Below are 19,283 nucleotides of genomic sequence, written 5' to 3' on the forward strand. Positions count from 1 at the left end.
ATAGCCCGCAGATTAGATTGAGGAAATTGTGTAATGCCACCATTTGTTTTGGTTGATGGGTCTTATTTTTTGTTTCGTGCCTTCCATGCGATACCACCTCTCACCACTTCGACAGGACTACATACCAACGCTGTACGTGGCGCAATTTCTGCAATCCAGAAACTGATTCGTCGTACTCAACCCACCCATATGGCAGTGATTTTTGATACGCCTGAACCAACTTTCCGCCATCAATTATCGCCGATTTATAAAGGTGACCGCCCAAGTATGCCCAATGAACTGGCGGAGCAGATTCCGTATCTGCATGCCCTGATTCGTGCATTAGGTCTACCCTTACACATGCTTCCAGGTGCAGAAGCCGATGATATTATTGGAACGCTAGCAAAACGCGCTGTCAGTGAAGGTCATCATGTCCTGATTTCGACAGGCGATAAAGACATGGCGCAACTGGTCACCGAACACATTAAACTGGAAGACAGCTTTAAAGAGCGTTCACTCGATGTAGACGGTGTGTTTGAAAAATTTGGCGTTTGGCCACATCAGATCGTGGATTATCTGACTCTGATGGGTGATGCGTCTGACGGGATTATGGGAGTTGCAGGTGTGGGGGCAAAAACCGCTGCCAAACTGCTGAACGAGTACCAAACCCTCGATAATATTTTAGCCAATGCGGCCAATATCAAAGGCAAAGTCGGTAAAACCTTACAAGAAAGCGTCGAAAGCATCAAGATTGACCATCAACTGGCAAGCATTGTCTGCGATCTAGAGCTGAATCTGGACTGGCATGAACTTAAACTCAGCCATCCAAATACCGATGAATTACGTCGACTGTATACTGAACTGGAATTTCGTAACCAGTTACAGTCGCTTGATCACCCGAATAACCCGGATAATCCAAGCTATAAGCAAAGTCAGCCAAAGGTGGCACCAACAGCAACAACAACGCCAAGTCTAAAAACCGAAGATCTCGCACATAGCAGCAGTAGCGACGATCAACTGGGCCAGGCGCACTACCATACCGTACTGACCGATGCCGCTTGGCAACAATTATGGCAGCGCTTCCAAACAGCCGAGCGCTTTGCCATCGATACTGAAACCACCAGTCTGGATTACCGTGCTGCGGAAATGGTTGGTTTTTCAGTCGCGTTTGATGCCCAAGATGCCTATTACGTTCCATTTACTCACGACTATGAAGGCGCGCCACAACAGCTTAATCGTGAACAGATTTTGGCGCAGCTTAAACCGATTCTGGAAAACCCTGCGGTAGAGAAAATCGGTCATCATTTGAAATATGATGCGCATATTTTTGCCAATCACGGGATTCACTTACGAGGCTGGTTCTTTGACACCATGCTGGCATCTTATGTACTCAATGCCTCAGCCACCCGTCATGGCATGGATGATGTTGCACGTTTGTACTTAAGCCATCTGACCACAACGTTTGAACAGATTGCGGGTAAAGGCGCTAAACAAAAAACCTTTAACCAGATTGAACTGGAAACGGCAGCACATTATGCAGCCGAAGATGCGCATGTCACTTATCGCCTATACGAAGTGTTGTCGGAAAAGCTGGCACCATTCCCAGCACTGGTTAACATTCTGCACAACATTGAAATGCCTGTGGCTGAAGTACTCACCGAAATGGAAGAAAATGGCATTCAGCTTGATCCTGAGTTTTTAAAACAGCTCAGCGATGAATTCTCCCAAGCCATGCATAAGCTAGAACAACAGGCAGAAACTCTGGCAGGTGAAAGTTTCAATATTGCCTCACCAAAACAGGTTGGTGAGATTCTGTTTGATAAACTGGGCGTTAAAGGGGGTAAAAAAACCGCAACGGGGCAATACAGTACCAGCGAAAGCATTCTGGAAAAAATCGAACATCCGATTGCCGAAGTGATTTTAGAGCATCGCGGGCTCGCCAAACTGAAAAGCACCTATACCGATCGTCTTGTAGAACAAGCCAACCCTGCCACCATGCGCGTGCATACCAGCTATCATCAGGCAGTAACGGCGACAGGGCGACTATCGTCATCTGACCCAAACCTGCAAAATATTCCCGTGCGTGGTGAAATCGGACGCCAGATTCGTCAGGCATTTGTTGCACCCGAAGGTCGTGTGTTACTGGCTGCCGATTACTCACAGATCGAATTGCGTTTAATGGCACATTTCTCTCAGGATGAAGCCCTGCTACATGCGTTCCACCATGGACAAGATGTGCATCGTCGTACGGCATCTGAAGTGCTGGGTATTCCACTTGATCAAATCACCAGTGATCAACGCCGCCAAGCCAAAGCCGTGAATTTCGGGTTGTTATATGGCATGTCAGAATTTGGTCTGATTCGTCAACTCGGTTTCACCCGTGAAGAATCCCAAAACTATATCAAGCAGTATTTCCACCGTTACCCTGGTGTCTATGAATATATGCAAAGCACCCGTCAAATTGCGGCTGAACAAGGTTTTGTCGAGACCGTTTTAGGGCGCCGTTTATATACGCCAGATATTCATGCACGTAACGTCATGGTGCGTAAAGCGGCTGAACGTGCTGCGATTAATGCACCATTACAAGGAAGTGCTGCCGATATTATTAAACTGGCGATGATTGCCGTGAAGAAAATGCTGCCTGCTCAACACGCCAAATTATTATTGCAAGTGCACGATGAATTGGTGTTGGAAGTCGATCAAGATTACGCAGCAGAGCTTGCTCCTCAGATTAGTGAAGTGATGCAATCGGTGATGCAACTGTCCGTGCCATTGCTGGTTGAAGTTGGGCAAGGACATAACTGGGATCAAGCCCACTAAACCCACCCGATAAAAAAGCGCTCAAATCTGAGCGCTTTTTTTAAATCAATTCGATCATATCGACTGTGGGCGGTACACGAAAGCGAAAAGGCACCCCCACCATGCCAGTTCCCACAGTCACATAGACATCGGCATGCTCATGCTGATACAAACCCTGTTTATGCCCCGAAATTGAAACATGCTTCATAATATAACTGGTCAACCATGGCAACTCGATCTGCCCACCATGCGTATGCCCAGATAGCATCAGTGGATGACATGGCAGTTCAGGCACCATATCCACAGTGTCAGGATTATGCGACACAATCACCCATGGTTTGTCTTGTGGTAAATCAGGCATAAACCGCATATCGGTCTTACCTGCCCATAAGTCACCCACCCCGATCAGGCGAAATTCATCAAATTCAATCACTTCACCTTCAATATCCATAATCTGATTGGCATCTAAAGCCTGCTGGAGCAACTGGCGAATCGGCGGTCCCGGATACTGTTCGTCATGATTACCCAAAACCGAATATACAGGCGCATGAATCTGCTTGAGAATGGCAAGTTCCTCGACCAGTGTATCTTCAGGCTCATAAGTCCAGTCTCCTGCCACCACCACAATATCCGGCTGCTGCTGATTAATTTTTTTGACAATCGTCTTGAGCTGGCGTTCGTTACCTGAAAATAGCCCGACATGCAAATCGGCAATCAGGGCAATTTTAAATGGATGATGAAAACTGTGTGGTTCATTGATTTGATACTGTGTCGTTTTGACCCGAATCAGATTTGGCTCAATAAAACGAGCATAAATTAAAATCGTACTGAGCAATCCGCTAAAAATGGCTTGTTGAATCGAATAATAACCTGTGATTCCCGCATAAATACTGAACAATAAAAGCGGTGGCAATAAATAACAGGCATAAAAAACCCATAAATGGATAAATGCTTTAAATGGATGAATTGTTTGTGTTTTAGACTGACTGCGCCATGCGTGTGCTGTCGCCCATAATGCAACAGTAAAGAAAATAATATAGAAGATTGAAATAATTGAATTAGAATTCCACATACTTTTTCTCGGATCAATACAAAACGAGCATGACAAGTCGTGCAATAATTGATCTATAGGTTTTTCGTGAGATCTGATAACCAACATGAGCCACTTATCACAACAACAGTTTACGCCAGCTTTTTCAAGCTTAGCAGTGGCTCTTTGTATCGCATTGAGTGTCACGGCGTGTAGCACCTTGCCACATCAACAGGTACAGACTCCGAGTTATGCCCATGATGTCGATACTTCACAAACCACACTGGCGCATCGAATTACGCCATTAAGACAAGCCAATCCGGGCTTGACAGGGTATCACATTTTATATGACCCGCTAGAAGCGATTTCAACCCGCCTCAACCTGATTAACAAAGCACAAAAAACGTTGGATTTACAATATTATATCTGGGATAACGATAAAATTGGTGCATTGGCACTCTATGATATTATTCAGGCCGCCGATCGTGGGGTCAAAGTGCGCCTACTCATTGATGACAACAATGCCAAAGGCATGGAAGGCGCATTTTTAGCATTGGATCAGCATCAAAATATTCAGGTCAAACTCTATAACCCTTATCGCTTTCGTCAGTTTCGCGCTATGGATATGGTGCTCGACTTAAAACGTATCAACCGCCGTATGCACAACAAGAGCTTCATTGTTGACAATGAAATTGCGTTGATTGGCGGGCGCAACATGAGTGATCAATACTACAATGTCAGCGACAACTACCAGTTTTCAGATATTGATGTCATGCTGGTCGGGCAAGCTGTCGATGATATTTCCAATTCTTTTGATGAATACTGGAATGACAGCTACGCCTATCCTGTACGGCAAATTGTGAATCCAGAAAAACATCGTCTGCGCTATGAAGGTCTAAAGCAACAGCTTACCGAACACTATCAGAAAGCTACGGTACAAAACTATCTGGGACTTGCCAACCGCACCTATATGTTTGATGAATGGATGAATCATCAAATTCACTTCGAATGGGTCAAAGCGAAAGTCGTTAAAGACTCTCCTGCCAAAATCCGTGATCAGGCGCAAGGCGATGATTATTTAAGAGCGCAGCTCCAGAAGGAGTTAATCTCGCCACAGCATAATGTCGATATTATTTCTGCTTATTTCGTTCCTGAAAAATCAGGCGCACGCGCGCTGAATAGCATGGCACAAAATGGGATTCAGGTACGCGTACTGACCAACTCATTTAAAGCCAATGACGTTTGGCTAGTCCATGCTTTTTATAGCAATTACCGTGAAGATCTGCTGAAAAACAATGTCAAACTGTATGAATTTTTACCCGCACTCTCGGGCAAAAGTCTCAACCCACAAACCGAAGAAATTTCAAAGAAAACTAAAATCAGTTTAAAAGGCTTAAGCCGCTCCAGCTTACATGCCAAGCTCATGGAACTGGATCAGCAGCAAGTCTTTATTGGTTCTTTTAACCTCGATCCACGTTCAGCGAAACTCAATACCGAGATTGGCGTGGTGCTTGATAGCCCAAGTCTTGCCAAAGCCATTCATGACACCATGGATCAAAACCTGGGGCTCTACAGCTATACCCTGTTCCTCACCCCACAGCAACAGATTCACTGGGAGCGTAACACCCAGTATTTCCGCAAAGTTTACCCGCATGAACCAGACATGAAATGGTGGCAAAAAATTGGCTTAAAACTGATTTCATGGCTCCCGATTGAAGGCATGATGTAATTTATTGCTCAACCTGATGCAAAACATGTTGTTGCAACTCTTGTAACCCCTTATACATTTTATGTTGTACTTCTGAGGTCAGTGAGTCGAGATCATGCCCTGTTACATCAATGCGTGGTAAAAACATCAAATGTGCAGTTACTCTCGGCATTTCTAAAACTTGTTTAACATGATCGCTAAAAGAAATCTCGCCGACATATGGCGCAATATGATCCAGCTCACCTTGCTGGTTAACATAGCAAATCAGGGCAATCTGTACAGGTTTTTGCGCTTCGAGTGCCGCGCCCAACAAACGACCATGAACCCGTTTGATCGTTGTACCATCGGAAGTCGTGGCTTCTGGAAAAAATAACACAGGAATATTTTGGGACAGAAAATCCGCAATTTGTTGGCGAATACGTACCGAATCCCCCGAACCACGTTTAATAAATAATGTCCCGCCACCTTTTGCCAGTTTTCCAACCACAGGCCAATCCTCGATTTCAGCCTTTGCCAGAAAAAATACCCGTGCCGCAGAACCGAGCGTTGGGATATCTAACCACGAGATATGATTACTTACCCACAATGCAGGCTCAGTCGATGCAGACTCACCATACAAACGTACTTCGATATTAAAAACATCACATAAACGGCGGCAAAACCATTGTACATAGCGCGTATTGTCTGGGTTATTTGGCTGTTTATACAATTGGTGACGATACACCACATAAAACCCCTGCCCAACAGCCGCTACTCCATGACTAATTTTTTTGCCAAAATGAATAAAACGGGCCAATCCTTTCTTTTTTACTACTGTTGTTGAATTTTGATGCGTCATAGACATGCATAAATCATGATGAAATTCGTAGCAGCATTATAAATGAGCACAGTGTCAATTCTGCAAAAAAGTTACAATCTTGATCTGAATAACCGAAGTTAACAATAACAATATCCAATTTCTTCTAAAATTGATTTTCCACTATGCTGTATATGGAAATCAGCAAAAGGAGAAGGCCATGAATCACATGTTCAATCTTCATCATTCCATCCCTCACCATAAACACATTCTTCAATAGCTACAATGGATCGTGGGCTGTAGTATTTTATGTGCTGGGCTTTTGATTTTACTCAACAAACTCTTCATGTTACTGCACTAACAGATTTCAGACTCGCCTAGCCGCCAAGTTTTCTCTACAATAGATTTTTTACTTGGCGAGTTAGGTTATTAGTGGAATATTTTGAGCGACATCAAGGCGGCGAACGTGCCATATTGGTCAGTGTTTCAGTCAATATGCTGAATGATCTTGATGACGAAGAGTTCAGCCTGTTGGCAAAATCAGCAGGTGCTGAAATTTTACATCACATGACTGCTCAACGCGTAAAACCAGACCCTAAACTATTTGTAGGTTCGGGAAAAGCAGAAGAAATTGCAGCATTGGTCGCAGAACTTGAAGCAGAACTGGTTATTTTCGATCATTCACTCTCGCCCGCTCAAGAACGTAACTTAGAGCGCATTTTAAAATGCCGCGTGATTGACCGTACTGGTTTAATTTTAGACATCTTTGCACAACGCGCTCGTACCCACGAAGGTAAATTACAAGTTGAACTGGCACAGCTTGAGCATTTATCGAGCCGTCTCGTGCGCGGCTGGACGCATCTAGAACGGCAAAAAGGCGGGATTGGTTTACGTGGACCAGGTGAATCTCAGCTTGAAACAGACCGTCGCTTATTACGAATTCGTATGGGGCAGCTCAAGGAAAAACTCGAGAAAGTCCGCCAAACCCGTAGTCAAGGTCGTGCTGCCCGCCAAAAGGCCGCGATTCCAACCGTGTCATTGGTAGGTTATACCAACGCCGGAAAATCCACATTATTTAATATTCTGGCTGAGAGTGAGGTTTATGCAGCTGACCAACTGTTTGCCACACTCGATCCAACCTTACGGCGTTTAAACTGGGATGGAATTGGCGCTCTGGTACTGGCTGATACCGTAGGTTTTGTTCGTGACCTGCCTCATTCTTTAGTCGAATCCTTTAAAGCCACTTTAGAAGAAACTCTGGAAGCGACCTTACTGCTACATGTCATCGATAGTAGTAGCCCAGACATGCTTGAACAAATTGATGCTGTTGAATCCGTGCTAAAAGAAATCGGGGCTGATGTGCCTGTACTACGAGTTTATAACAAAATTGACTTAAGCGGTGACGAGGCAAAAATTATCTATGCCAAACCACACCAGCCAGAGCGAGTTTATGTCTCAGCCCATAGCCAGCAAGGATTAGCGCTATTACGTCAAGCGGTACAAGAGTGCCTAATGGGGCAAATTCAAAACTTTCAGCTCAGTTTAAAACCTGCTTATGGCAAACTCCGCACCCAGCTTTATGCACTCAATGTGATTCAATCAGAACATTATGATGATCACGGCAACTTGCTGCTTGATGTGATTATTGCACCGCACAAACTTGAAGAACTGATTAAAAAATTGCATTTACCTTTACATGAAATTTTAGGTGAACGTGCCGTTCAGTTTCAGGCACCGCTCGAAGAGTTTGAAATTAAACCTTAGATCGGTTAAAACTGGAAAAATAACGTTTTCTAGCCAAGGGCTGTGCGATCTTGACAGCCCCCAAACCACGAAGATCTCACCATGAATGGAATAAAAACCATCGACTGGCAAGCTTGGATTGCCAATATTTCGCTCATCATTTTATTTCGTGAAGCTGCGTTATGGATCATGACGCAACTGCATTTCCCTGAACTGGGCAATCTGACTGGCTTATTGGCGCTCCTTCTGGTTCTCAGTATCTGGCGCAAGTTCCGCCCGATTTCACTACGCCTGATCGACAGCAACAACAAAATCATGCGGGAAAGTGCCTTCGCCTTTTTACCCGTCTGTGCTGGCTCATTGATTACCCTTGTACATATGGGCAAAGAAATTCCACTATTTCTTGTGGTCTTGGTGGTAAGTACCCTGATTCCACTTTGGGTTTACGCCAAAATGGCCAAACGCTGGCTATAAGGAGCAATTCATGAATATTGTACTGTTTAGCTTTGCAATCACCTTGGTCGCCTATCTGATTGCAAAATTGATTAGCCGCTATGTACCGCGCGTTCCCGTTTTAGTGATTGGTATGTTTTGTGTTGTGGGGCTTCTGGCTGTCGTGGGCTTACCTTATGAACAATATATGCAAGGCACACATGATGTTTTTGGGCGATTGCTCGGTTATGTGACGGTTGCACTCGCGATACCACTGGCCACCATGCGCTACGATGATTTACCTCTCAAATCTTTAACAGGTATTTTGGTCTTTGCCAGCGTCAGTGCGGTTGCCCTCCCCATGAGCCTTGCTTATCTGCTACATATGGCACAGCCTACAATTTTGGCATTTGCCACTCGTGCAGTGACGACACCGATTGCAATTAATATTGCGACCTTACTCGGCTCACCGATTGGTTTAGTGATTTTGATTGTGATTTTATCAGGGCTGATCGGCGCAAGTTTCTCGGGGCTAATTTTGCGCCATATTCATGATGAACGTGCTTCAGGATTGGCTTTAGGACTCGCAGCACATGCCATTGGTACCGTACAGGCATGGCAGCGCGGTTCAGTTGCGGGTCGCTATGCTGCTTTTGGCATGGCAGTGAATGGGGTATTTACCGCAATTTGGCTACCTATTGTGATCCATTTATTACATTAACTCATGAGTTCTCACTTCGGGAGTGAGTGTGATTGTTATTGCTTTACTTCTCTTTTAGAATAATTTTTGCTCATTCAATAGGGAAATTACAGAGGAGCGTTGAGCATGTGGAAATTACCACTCATTTTAATTTTGTCAGCCTGTAGCAGTCTGAGTTTTGCAACGGATATTCGTGGAACTTGGAAACAAATCGATGATAAAACTGGATCGCCTAAAGCATTTATTCAGATTCGTCAGGAAAAAGACGGCAATTATATCGGGAAAATCATCAAGGTTACCCCACGACCAGGTTATGTACCCAAAGAAACCTGTATCAATTGTCCTGCACCATATAACAACAAACCCATTTTAGGTTTAGATATTATTCATGACTTAAAGTCTATGGGTAATGACAGCTATGGCGGAGGGAAAATCCTTGATCCTCTAACTGGCAAAATCTACAGTCTCAAAGGCAAGTTGCTCTCAAACGGACGTCTGTTACAGTTACGTGGCTATTTGGGTATTTCAACACTTGGACGCACTCAGGTCTGGATTCGAGAAAATTAAATTCTAATCAAAGCGATCATCATACAATGACCGCTTTGAGATTTAGATGAGAACAGGATTCTCTACAGCGAACAACTTTCGGTCTTCCAGGCGATATGCCAATAATGTTCCACCCCACACACAACCACCATCCACACTTTGTACCTGTGCACTGATGGTTTTGCCTGCCAACGCTGCCCAGTGTCCAAATACAATCTGGTGCGTACGGGTAGTCAGACCATCAAACTCAAACCACGGTAAAAAGCCTTTTGGCATCGGAGCATCTAGACTATCTTTAAAAGAAAACTCCAGACGACCTTCGGCATTGGTCAGACGCATACGGGTCAAATAGTTGGTAATGGTGCGCAGCCGCTCATGTCCTTGCAGATGATCTTCCCACAAGTCAGGCATTGCCCCATACATTTGCGCCAAAAAAGCATCAACAACAGCAAAGTCTTCATGCCCAATCACTGCCTGAACTTCCTGTGCCAGCTCTGCTGTTTGCTCGGCTGACCAAATACACGGAATACCCGCATGGGTCAAAATCGTCTTTTCATTTGGAAACAGGCAAAGCGGTTGGCGACGCAACCAGTCAATCAGCTCATCACTATCAATGGCATCAATAATGTCTTGAGTCAGGTCTTTGGCTTTGGTTTTTTTGATATTACGCGCACATGCCAGCAAGTTCAGGTCATGATTACCCAAAACTGTTGCCGCACTACCACGCTCTACCAGTTTCTTGACAAAACGTAGCGCTCCTAAAGAATTTTCACCACGTGCCACCAAGTCACCCGTGAACCAGAGAAAATCTTGATCAGGATCAAACTGAATTTGTTTGAGTAACTGTTTTAATGCTTCAAAGCAGCCTTGCAGATCACCAATTACGTAGTTATAGCGTGTTGTCATTTCAAGCAACCATTTGATCGGAAAGTGCAACAAACTGTGCCAATGTCAAGGTTTCTGGGCGCGCCATCGGGTCAACACCTGCCTGTTCGAAACCATCTTCACGCAGCATGCCTTTTAAGCTGTTACGTAGCGTTTTTCGGCGCTGAGTAAACACATGAGAAACCAATCGTGTCAAAGCCTGTTCATTTTTTGCCACAATCGGTTTTTCAACATAAGGAACTAGACGGAACACAGCACTGGTCACTTTTGGCGGTGGATTAAATGAACCTGGTGGTACTTCAAACAAGAAGGTCGGCTGGCAATAATACTGAATCATCACCGACAAACGCCCGTATTCCTTGGTATTCGGTACAGCCGTGATGCGATCCACCACTTCTTTTTGCAACATAAAATGCATGTCTTTGACTTTGCCGCCAAATTCCAAGAGATGAAACAACAAAGGAGTCGAAATGTTATACGGCAAATTCCCCACCACACGCAGTGGGCGACCTTCCTGAAAAAGCTGACTAAAATCAAACTTTAATGCATCGGCTTCAACAATAGTCAAACGCTCAGGATGCGGTACACGATTCGGCAAACCTGCTGCCAAATCACGGTCTAATTCAACCACCGTCAAGGCATCACATTCACCAATCAACGGTGAAGTCAACGCTGCTAAACCTGGGCCAATTTCAACAATATTGTCACCTGTACGTGGATTGACAGAGCGTACAATTTTGGCAATCACGCGCTGATCATGCAAAAAGTTCTGCCCGAAGCGTTTCCGCGCCTGATGCCCTTCTTCTTTCGGGTTTAGGGCATTAATTTGATACATAGACAATTTCCAAGAAAAATTATAACGAGTGAGCGAGGCTTAGTGCCAAATCGACCGCGACATGCAAGCTAGAACTTTTTGCCTGCCCTGTACCTGCGAGTGACAGCGCTGTGCCATGGTCAACCGAAGTCCGAATAAATGGCAGACCTAAAGTAATATTGATCGCTTCACCAAAACCTTGTGATTTTAACACAGGTAAGCCCTGATCATGGTACATGGCAAGTACAGCATCAGCATGTTGCAAATGTTCAGGAGTAAATAAAGTATCGGCTGGCAAACATAAACTGAGCTGTTCACCCTGTGCGCGATACTGTTCTAAAACAGGATTGATCACGTCGATTTCTTCATGGCCCAAATAACCACCTTCCCCTGCATGCGGGTTTAAACCGCAAACCAGAACACGTGGCTTTGCAATTTGAAATTTACTTTTTAAATCATGCAGTAAGATATCAATCACTTGCTGTAAACGGGTTGCGGTAATAGCATCAGCAACCTCACGCAGAGGCAAATGAGTCGTGGCTAAAGCGACACGCAGGGTTTTAGTAGCGAGCATCATCACCACACGCTCTACACCTGCAAACTCCTGATAATATTCGGTATGTCCACTAAAATGGATTCCCGCATCATTAATTACCGATTTTTGCACAGGTGCAGTTGCAACCCCAACACTTTTACCTTGCATGGCATATGCAGCCGAACGACGCAATTGTTCCAAAACATAAGCTGCATTTTGAGGATTCAATTCACCCAAAACCACATCTGTATTTAAAGGTACATGTTCAACATATAGTTGCCCTTGTGGCAAAACCTCAATTTGTCCTTTATATTCAATCAGTTCGATTTTTTTTTGCAGAACATTAGCGCGATCTTTCAACATTTGAAGATCAGCCAGCACCACAATCGGGCGCTCATCTGTTCGATCAGCCAAACTTAAACAAATATCTGGGCCAATTCCTGCAGGTTCACCACTGGTGACATATAAAGGGAGCATGGCTTTCTCTTACTTTTTCGAAAATTTTACCTATTATAAAATTTCTGCCATCAAAGTTCAGTGTCTATATTGGCAAAAGCCTTAAAAAATACTCCGTACTGACAATACAAATTCAGCGTTTTTGCCTATAACCCACGACATTGCAATATAAAAGCTACTTTAGCCCTTACTCATTTCAACAAAGCGAATACCATCTTTTCAATCAGCTCGCTTAATTTTATCAGCTACAACATAAGTTTTTATTTATCTTCATTATTTTTGAGTTTAAATATCAATTTTCCCATAACACGCAAATATACAAAAAATACTGCACGAAAAGCTTTTTATTTGTCTGCAGTTGACTTAAAATACAGCGCTTGAAATTCGTATTTTCATTTGTGATTCTTAACGTTTTCGTTTAGAATCGCGTCTCCTTTTGTTTGGACAGATTCCATAGTCCAAACCAACTATAATAGGTAGTGGTTTAATGAAAACTCTCAGCGCTAAGCCTGCTGAAGTTCAACACGACTGGTACGTTGTTGATGCTTCTGGCAAAACTTTAGGTCGCCTTGCGACTGAAATCGCTCGTCGTTTACGCGGTAAGCATAAAACATCTTATACTCCTCACGTTGACACTGGCGACTATATCGTTGTTATCAATGCTGAAGAAATTCAAGTGACTGGTAAAAAAGCACTTGATAAGAAATACTATCGCCATACTGGTTTCCCTGGTGGTATCCGTGAGACTAACTTCGAGAAGTTAATTGCTCACAAACCTGAAGCTGTTCTTGAAAAAGCAGTAAAAGGTATGTTGCCAAAAGGTCCTCTTGGTTATGCAATGATCAAAAAAATGAAAGTGTACGCTGGTACTGAGCATCCACACGCTGCTCAACAGCCACAAGTTTTGGACATCTAAGGGATACAGCACATGGCTACTAATTATGGTACAGGTCGCCGTAAGACCGCAACTGCACGTGTTTTCTTGTCAGCTGGTACAGGTAAACTCGTTATCAACAACCGTACTTTAGAGCAATATTTCGGTCGTGAAACTGCTCGTATGGTTGTACGTCAACCTTTAGAGCTTTTAGAAGCTACTGAAAAATTTGACCTTTACATCACTGTTGCTGGTGGTGGTATCGGTGGTCAAGCTGGCGCGATCCGTCACGGTATTACTCGTGCATTAATCGCTGCTGACGAAACTTTAAAACCTGTTCTTCGTCAAGCTGGTTTCGTTACTCGTGATGCTCGTGAAGTTGAACGTAAGAAACTTGGTTTACGTAAAGCACGTAAACGTCCTCAATTCTCTAAACGTTAATTCGTTTTCCGAATTGGACAAAAGACCTCGGTTTTACCGAGGTTTTTTTATGCCCGATATAATGTACGAACTGTGTCAAAACCATGACATGATGCAACAAAAATCGGTATAGTAATCTGTGTACTAAGAAATATTTAGAGCTTTGTTATGTCTGATCAAGAAATTAATTTAACCCCTACACGCCCATATTTGGCACGCGCAATTTATGAATGGATTTGCGACAATCAGCTTACGCCTTATCTCTTGGTCGATGCGACTCAACCGAACACCAATGTTCCTGCACAATTTGTAAAAGATGGGCAAATTGTCCTAAATACCGCACCGCATGCCGTACATCAACTACACATGGACAATCAAGCCATTAGCTTTTCTGCTCGTTTTGGTGGTGTAGCACAAAATATTTATGTGCCATTTGCAGCGCTTATTGGAATTTATGCACGTGAAAATGGTCAAGGACTCTTTTTTGATGCCAGCGAATATGCAAATATAAACCCAACAACAGAACAACCAGAACCAGAAACACCAAAGAAAAAATCAAGTTTAAGAATAGTCGATTAGTGCCTTTAAGGAGGAGTTTATGGCTTTTGATTTATTTCATTATTTTGCTGAGCAAACACGAATTCAAAAGCCTCAGCTTCTCAGTCAATTTTCTCCAGAAGAACGACAAGCCCTGTTGCTCGAGTTAAATGCTTTAGCCTTAGGCAAACTGATCACCGAATGGCAGCAAAATGCCAGTCATGTCTATCTGGAATTACAGCAGCAAGATCAACTGTATATTCAGCAAGTCGCACGGCACATGACCACATCGATACATAATAAATCGACGCTGAGTAAACTCGACTTTGAACAAGGCCTCAAAGAAGTATTGTCACTACAACTTGCTGAGCTCAAACAACTGGATGATACAGGACATTTAGGGCAAAAAGGACTCAATGAATTACTACTTGGGCAAATCAGCTATTTATCTGGGCAAGCTGAAGACTGGGTTTGGACAACAAATACCTTGATTCAACTGATTGGCTCTAAACCTGTTGAGACAAAACAGGTATCATTAGACGAAACAATCAAGGAGTTTAATCACATGGTTTCTCATGCTGACCATCACGACGATCATCAAGTTGCCGAGCCTACTGTTGCAACGATTCCTACTTGGGCAAAAATTCTAGAACCCGCTGTCGGTCTAGTGATTATCGGTTATTTATACTGTGCTTATCAGCAAATTGTTGGTTAAATAATTGACCCATAAAAAAAGCCAAGATCAACTTGGCTTTTTTTATTTTTAGACTTTAAGCACGGGGTTTCTGTTTCGACTTATTGAAAGGGCGTTTTCGGTCGCTTGTTTCACGCGGAGGTAAGCCTGTATGCTGGGTCAAAATCTGCCCTTTTTTCGGTTGCTGACGTTGTGAATTTTGACGTGCTGTATTTTCACCTGTACGTTTTTGCGAATCACCTGCCACACTCGAATTTTTCTTACGTGCAGCTTTATATTCACCATCAGCAGCTTTCGGCTGGAAAGTTGGAATCAGGTGATGCTTGGAGTTACCAATCAGGTCAGCGCGTCCCATTTCTTTTAAGGCTTCACGTAGTAAAGGCCAGTTGTTTGGATCATGATAACGCAAGAACGCTTTATGCAGACGACGACGTTTTTCACCTTTGACAATATCCACATCTTCAGTATAACGCGCCACTTTCGCCAGCGGGTTTTTCGCCGAATAATACATGGTGGTGGCAGTTGCCATTGGTGAAGGATAGAAAGTTTGTACCTGATCGGCACGGAAACCATTTTTCTTCAACCAAATCGCCAGATTCATCATGTCATAATCAGTTGTACCTGGATGCGCTGCAATAAAGTACGGAATCAGATATTGCTCTTTACCGACTTCCTTACTGAAACGATCAAACATTTGTTTGAAGCGGTCATACGTTCCAATCCCCGGTTTCATCATCTTCGATAATGGACCTTGCTCGGTATGCTCAGGCGCAATCTTCAGATAACCACCGACGTGATGCTGTACCAGTTCTTTGACATATTCAGGATTGAGTACCGCCAAGTCATAACGCAGACCAGAACCAATCAGAATCTTCTTGATGCCTTTAATTTCACGGGCTTTACGATATAACTGTACCAATGGTGCATGGTCGGTATGCAGGTTTTGACAAACACCAGGATACACACAGGATGGTTTACGGCAGTTTTTCTCGATTTCTGGGTCTTTACAATGCAAACGGTACATGTTGGCTGTTGGGCCACCCAAGTCCGAAATAATGCCTGTAAATTGTGGTGCAGTATCCCGAATCTTTTCAATCTCACGCAGAATAGAATCTTCTGAGCGGTTTTGGATAATCCGCCCTTCATGTTCAGTAATCGAACAGAAAGTACAGCCACCAAAACAGCCACGCATGATATTGACCGAGAATTTAATCATGTCAAAAGCAGGGAAACGTGCATTGCCATACACTGGATGCGGTAAACGTGCATAAGGCAAGTCAAACACGTAGTCCATTTCTTCAGTGGTTAATGGAATCGGTGGCGGATTAATCCAGACATCGCGCTCACCATGGCGTTGCACCAATGCACGAGCATTCCCCGGATTGGTTTCCAAATGCAAAATACGGTTGGCATGGGCATACAAAACACGGTCATTTGCCACTTGCTCAAACGATGGCAAACGAATTACTGCTAATTCACGCGGTGGCAATTTATGCTTGATAGCTTTAGATGCGACTTGCAACTGAACAACTTGGGTATGTTCATCCAACTTGTCACCTTCGCGAACAATCGGATTGGCAACCAGTTCTTTTTGGAAGTTTTGATATTGCGCTAAAGAATTGCCTTTTTCCTTTTCGACTTCACAACCATCAATATCTTCCGTCATCACATACGGGTTGATGATCGGGTCAACACGCCCGATGGTATCCACATCGTTACTGGCGATTTCAACAAACTTTGCTTTAGAGGCTTTGTTGTTTTTATTAATAATAAAAGCTGTACCACGCACATCAGTAATCTGATGAATTTTTTCACCTTTTGCCAAACGATGCATCACATCAATAATGGCACGTTCACCATTACCATACATCAACATGTCTGCTTTTGAGTCCATCAAAATCGAGCGGCGGACTTTATCAGACCAGTAATCATAATGTGCAATACGACGTAAACTGCCTTCAATGCCACCTAACAGCACAGGAACATCAGGAAATGCTTCACGACAACGCTGACTGTAAACGGTTGCGGCACGGTCTGGACGCTTGTTTGGAACATTGTCAGGAGAATAAGCATCATCCGAACGGATTTTACGATCTGCCGTATAACGGTTAATCATTGAATCCATATTGCCAGCGGTAACTCCCCAAGCGAGAGTCGGTTTGCCTAAAACACGAAAACTTTCAGCATTAGTCCAGTCAGGCTGAGAAATAATGCCAACACGAAAACCTTGTGCTTCTAAAACACGCCCAATCACACCAGACACAAAAGATGGATGGTCAATATAGGCATCACCACAGACTAAAATAAAATCACATGCGTCCCAGCCCAGTTGATCCATTTCTTCGCGTGACATCGGCAAAAATGGTGCGGGTTCAAAACATGACGCCCAATATTTGTCGTAATCAAACAACGCTTTTGGCGCAGTCTGCATAGTATAAGCAGTAGACATGGCTAGCAATTCTCGGCTGGCAGATGGAAGATCAAAAATAGATCAAAGATGAAAGCCGATCATTTTACCATGAATTCCATTCAGTTTTGTAAATTTAAGAATTGCAAAAACAAAGAGATAAAAAATAATTCGCTTAAAGTTTAATCAAATTAAAAACTTGAATCTTGATTAAACCCGTCCAAAACCTAAGTATTACTTTGATTTCCATAAATTTGTCATATCTATCTACAAAAGATCGCATAACAAACTTAAATTGAATTAAACAGCCATACTTTTATAAGCAGGATAATTTTGAATTCGCTGACACCATGCCTGAATATTGGGGTAAAGACTTAAATCGAAACCACCTTCATCTGCCACATGGGTATAAGCATAGAGAGAAATATCTGCCAATGTCAGTTCATTTCCCACTAAATAATCATGCCGCCCCAATGCCTGCTCCATAATCGCCAAGGCTTTATGCCCTTTTGGCTGCAAAGCATGATATTCATCAATACGAGCTTTAGGTAAACCCAAGTATTTATTGATAAAACGTGCAACAGCAATAAAAGGTTCATGGCTATACTGTTCAAAGAACATCCATTCATACATTTTGGCTTTGGCATAACGATCTGTTGGAATGAACTTAGATTCTTCTGCTAGATAACCCAAAATCGCATTGGATTCCATCAAAACTCGCCCATCATCGAGTACTAGAACAGGAATTTTTCCATTTGGATTCATTTGTAAAAATTCGGGCGTATGACTCTCTGCTTTCAGTACATTGATATGTAACCACTCATGCTCAATGCCTAAAAATTCAAGAAGCAGCTTCACTTTATAGCAATTTCCAGACAGCAGATCTCCATAGACTTTCAATATTTATTCTCCATATTGGTTTAAACTTATATTTTTCGATATTAAATTTAAGGCTTAGTTAGAAAGTTAAGTAATTAAGAACTATATGAAAAAATACTTTTAGTAACTAATTAGCAACTAGAATAACTGTGTTGCCTTAACTAACATTGCTATTTCAGCATCATTACCAGTAAAAGTACCATATTTTCTACGCCCAACGTTCAAGTGTCGCTGAGAAGGGTGAGTTAATGCAATGACGTTAGAAATGACATCACCTCCACAAAATCTAGCACCAGTAATAAATTGCTTATTAATTGAATCAAGTTGACTAATCTTATCAACGGTCAGCCATTCTTGAAGATCAATACTCAATCTTGCAATTAAAGGTGGAACAAAACCTCCAAGAGTCAAAATAATATTTGGACGCTGTTCTGAAATTTGATATTCAAGTAATTTAATACATTGTTGTTTAAATATTTCAGATTTAGAGCCAGGGAAAACACCAACATTACTTTCAGAGTCCATCAATCCAACATAAACATTTGTAAAAAAACAATCTTCTATATTAATTTCCGAATCTGATAAAAGCTTTCTTATATTTCTCCATGTAGGACAAGTAATTGGTTCCGTACCCATGCTTAATGATTTTTTAAATCCAGATATATTGTCAAAGTTATGACCAACAATCATTACTCCACCAATTTTTAGATCCTCATTTACATGTCCATGCTTCCATAGTCCATCTCCTCCAGGAAAAAATGATGTTCCTGTTATACGTTCATATACAGGAACAACACCATCTGGATAGTCATCTATCAATTTGAGTTTCGTATGAAATTTATCAATTATTCTCACTTCAGCACCTGTTAATTCATGAATATCCATAATGAATTTTATTTAAAATAAACAATATAAGCAGAAGCGACTCTAATATTTTTTAATTTTTTCATTTCCCCAATAAAAAAGCACCCCCTGCTCTATTGAGTCAGGGGGTGCTTAGAATAATGAGCTGGCGATGACTTACTCTCACATGGGTAACCCCACACTAC

At 42.8% G+C, this 19,283-nt stretch carries 18 protein-coding genes; 10 read left to right on the plus strand and 8 right to left on the minus strand.

Annotated elements, in window-relative coordinates; all coding sequences use genetic code 11:
• Nucleotides 1-33: 33 nt before the first annotated feature.
• The gene (gene polA / locus P255_RS10770) at nt 34-2,799 is read left to right on the plus strand and encodes a DNA polymerase I (RefSeq protein WP_004902040.1); all 2,766 of its coding nucleotides are present in this window, start codon (nt 34-36) and stop codon (nt 2,797-2,799) included.
• 40 nt (nt 2,800-2,839) lie between these two features.
• Here the strand turns inward: polA and P255_RS10775 are convergent, their stop codons facing one another.
• Entirely contained in the window at nt 2,840-3,850 is a 1,011-nt protein-coding gene (locus P255_RS10775) for a metallophosphoesterase (RefSeq protein ID WP_004902042.1), read from the minus strand.
• Nucleotides 3,851-3,935: 85 nt separating this feature from the next.
• On the opposite strand from P255_RS10775, the gene P255_RS10780 reads away from it, so the two are divergent.
• Nucleotides 3,936-5,537, plus strand: coding sequence for a phospholipase D-like domain-containing protein (locus tag P255_RS10780; protein ID WP_004902044.1), 1,602 nt, complete (start codon nt 3,936-3,938; stop codon nt 5,535-5,537).
• Between the two features lies 1 nt (nt 5,538).
• On the opposite strand, the gene P255_RS10785 is transcribed toward P255_RS10780, so the two are convergent.
• Nucleotides 5,539-6,360: a lysophospholipid acyltransferase family protein gene (locus P255_RS10785; RefSeq protein WP_035365202.1), complete on the minus strand. Its 822-nt coding sequence runs from the start codon at nt 6,358-6,360 to the stop codon at nt 5,539-5,541.
• A gap of 384 nt (nt 6,361-6,744) precedes the next feature.
• On the opposite strand from P255_RS10785, the gene hflX reads away from it, so the two are divergent.
• The 4 genes from hflX (at nt 6,745) to P255_RS10805 (ending at nt 9,754) form a co-directional block, all read left to right on the plus strand.
• Entirely contained in the window at nt 6,745-8,076 is a 1,332-nt protein-coding gene (gene hflX / locus P255_RS10790; protein ID WP_004902049.1) for a ribosome rescue GTPase HflX, read from the plus strand.
• A gap of 81 nt (nt 8,077-8,157) precedes the next feature.
• Entirely contained in the window at nt 8,158-8,529 is a 372-nt protein-coding gene (locus P255_RS10795; protein ID WP_004902051.1) for a hypothetical protein, read from the plus strand.
• Nucleotides 8,530-8,539: 10 nt separating this feature from the next.
• A complete protein-coding gene (locus tag P255_RS10800) occupies nt 8,540-9,208 on the plus strand; it encodes an LrgB family protein (protein ID WP_004902053.1) in 669 nt (222 codons plus the stop codon).
• Nucleotides 9,209-9,313: 105 nt separating this feature from the next.
• A complete protein-coding gene (locus tag P255_RS10805; RefSeq protein WP_004902055.1) occupies nt 9,314-9,754 on the plus strand; it encodes a DUF2147 domain-containing protein in 441 nt (146 codons plus the stop codon).
• Between the two features lie 42 nt (nt 9,755-9,796).
• Here P255_RS10805 and P255_RS10810 read toward each other — a convergent pair whose 3' ends face one another.
• From P255_RS10810 to pdxA, 3 genes are read right to left on the minus strand one after another with little or no spacing between them, the layout of a single operon-like run.
• The gene (locus P255_RS10810) at nt 9,797-10,639 is read right to left on the minus strand and encodes a symmetrical bis(5'-nucleosyl)-tetraphosphatase (protein ID WP_004902057.1); all 843 of its coding nucleotides are present in this window, start codon (nt 10,637-10,639) and stop codon (nt 9,797-9,799) included.
• A gap of 1 nt (nt 10,640) precedes the next feature.
• A complete protein-coding gene (rsmA, locus tag P255_RS10815; protein ID WP_004902059.1) occupies nt 10,641-11,453 on the minus strand; it encodes a 16S rRNA (adenine(1518)-N(6)/adenine(1519)-N(6))-dimethyltransferase RsmA in 813 nt (270 codons plus the stop codon).
• 19 nt (nt 11,454-11,472) lie between these two features.
• Nucleotides 11,473-12,444, minus strand: a complete 972-nt coding sequence (gene pdxA, locus P255_RS10820) for a 4-hydroxythreonine-4-phosphate dehydrogenase PdxA (protein ID WP_004902061.1) — start codon at nt 12,442-12,444, stop codon at nt 11,473-11,475.
• Nucleotides 12,445-12,910: 466 nt separating this feature from the next.
• On the opposite strand from pdxA, the gene rplM reads away from it, so the two are divergent.
• The 4 genes from rplM (at nt 12,911) to P255_RS10840 (ending at nt 14,969) form a co-directional block, all read left to right on the plus strand.
• Complete coding sequence (gene rplM / locus P255_RS10825; protein ID WP_004695096.1) at nt 12,911-13,339, plus strand: 50S ribosomal protein L13; 429 nt, start codon at nt 12,911-12,913, stop codon at nt 13,337-13,339.
• 12 nt (nt 13,340-13,351) lie between these two features.
• Entirely contained in the window at nt 13,352-13,738 is a 387-nt protein-coding gene (gene rpsI, locus P255_RS10830; RefSeq protein ID WP_004750500.1) for a 30S ribosomal protein S9, read from the plus strand.
• 147 nt (nt 13,739-13,885) lie between these two features.
• Nucleotides 13,886-14,296, plus strand: a complete 411-nt coding sequence (locus tag P255_RS10835; RefSeq protein WP_004902063.1) for a ClpXP protease specificity-enhancing factor — start codon at nt 13,886-13,888, stop codon at nt 14,294-14,296.
• Between the two features lie 19 nt (nt 14,297-14,315).
• A complete protein-coding gene (locus P255_RS10840) occupies nt 14,316-14,969 on the plus strand; it encodes a hypothetical protein (RefSeq protein WP_004902065.1) in 654 nt (217 codons plus the stop codon).
• A 55-nt stretch (nt 14,970-15,024) separates the two neighbouring features.
• Here P255_RS10840 and P255_RS10845 read toward each other — a convergent pair whose 3' ends face one another.
• The 3 genes from P255_RS10845 to P255_RS10855 form a co-directional block, all read right to left on the minus strand.
• Nucleotides 15,025-17,397, minus strand: a complete 2,373-nt coding sequence (locus tag P255_RS10845; protein ID WP_004902067.1) for a YgiQ family radical SAM protein — start codon at nt 17,395-17,397, stop codon at nt 15,025-15,027.
• 258 nt (nt 17,398-17,655) lie between these two features.
• Nucleotides 17,656-18,255 (minus strand): glutathione S-transferase family protein, encoded by a 600-nt coding sequence (locus P255_RS10850; RefSeq protein WP_004902069.1) that lies wholly within the window; start codon nt 18,253-18,255, stop codon nt 17,656-17,658.
• Between the two features lie 117 nt (nt 18,256-18,372).
• Nucleotides 18,373-19,119: a hypothetical protein gene (locus P255_RS10855; protein WP_004902071.1), complete on the minus strand. Its 747-nt coding sequence runs from the start codon at nt 19,117-19,119 to the stop codon at nt 18,373-18,375.
• Between the last annotated feature and the right edge of the window lie 164 nt (nt 19,120-19,283).

Origin of the sequence: Acinetobacter brisouii CIP 110357 (genome assembly GCF_000488275.1) — a bacterium.
Lineage (GTDB): Bacteria > Pseudomonadota > Gammaproteobacteria > Pseudomonadales > Moraxellaceae > Acinetobacter > Acinetobacter brisouii.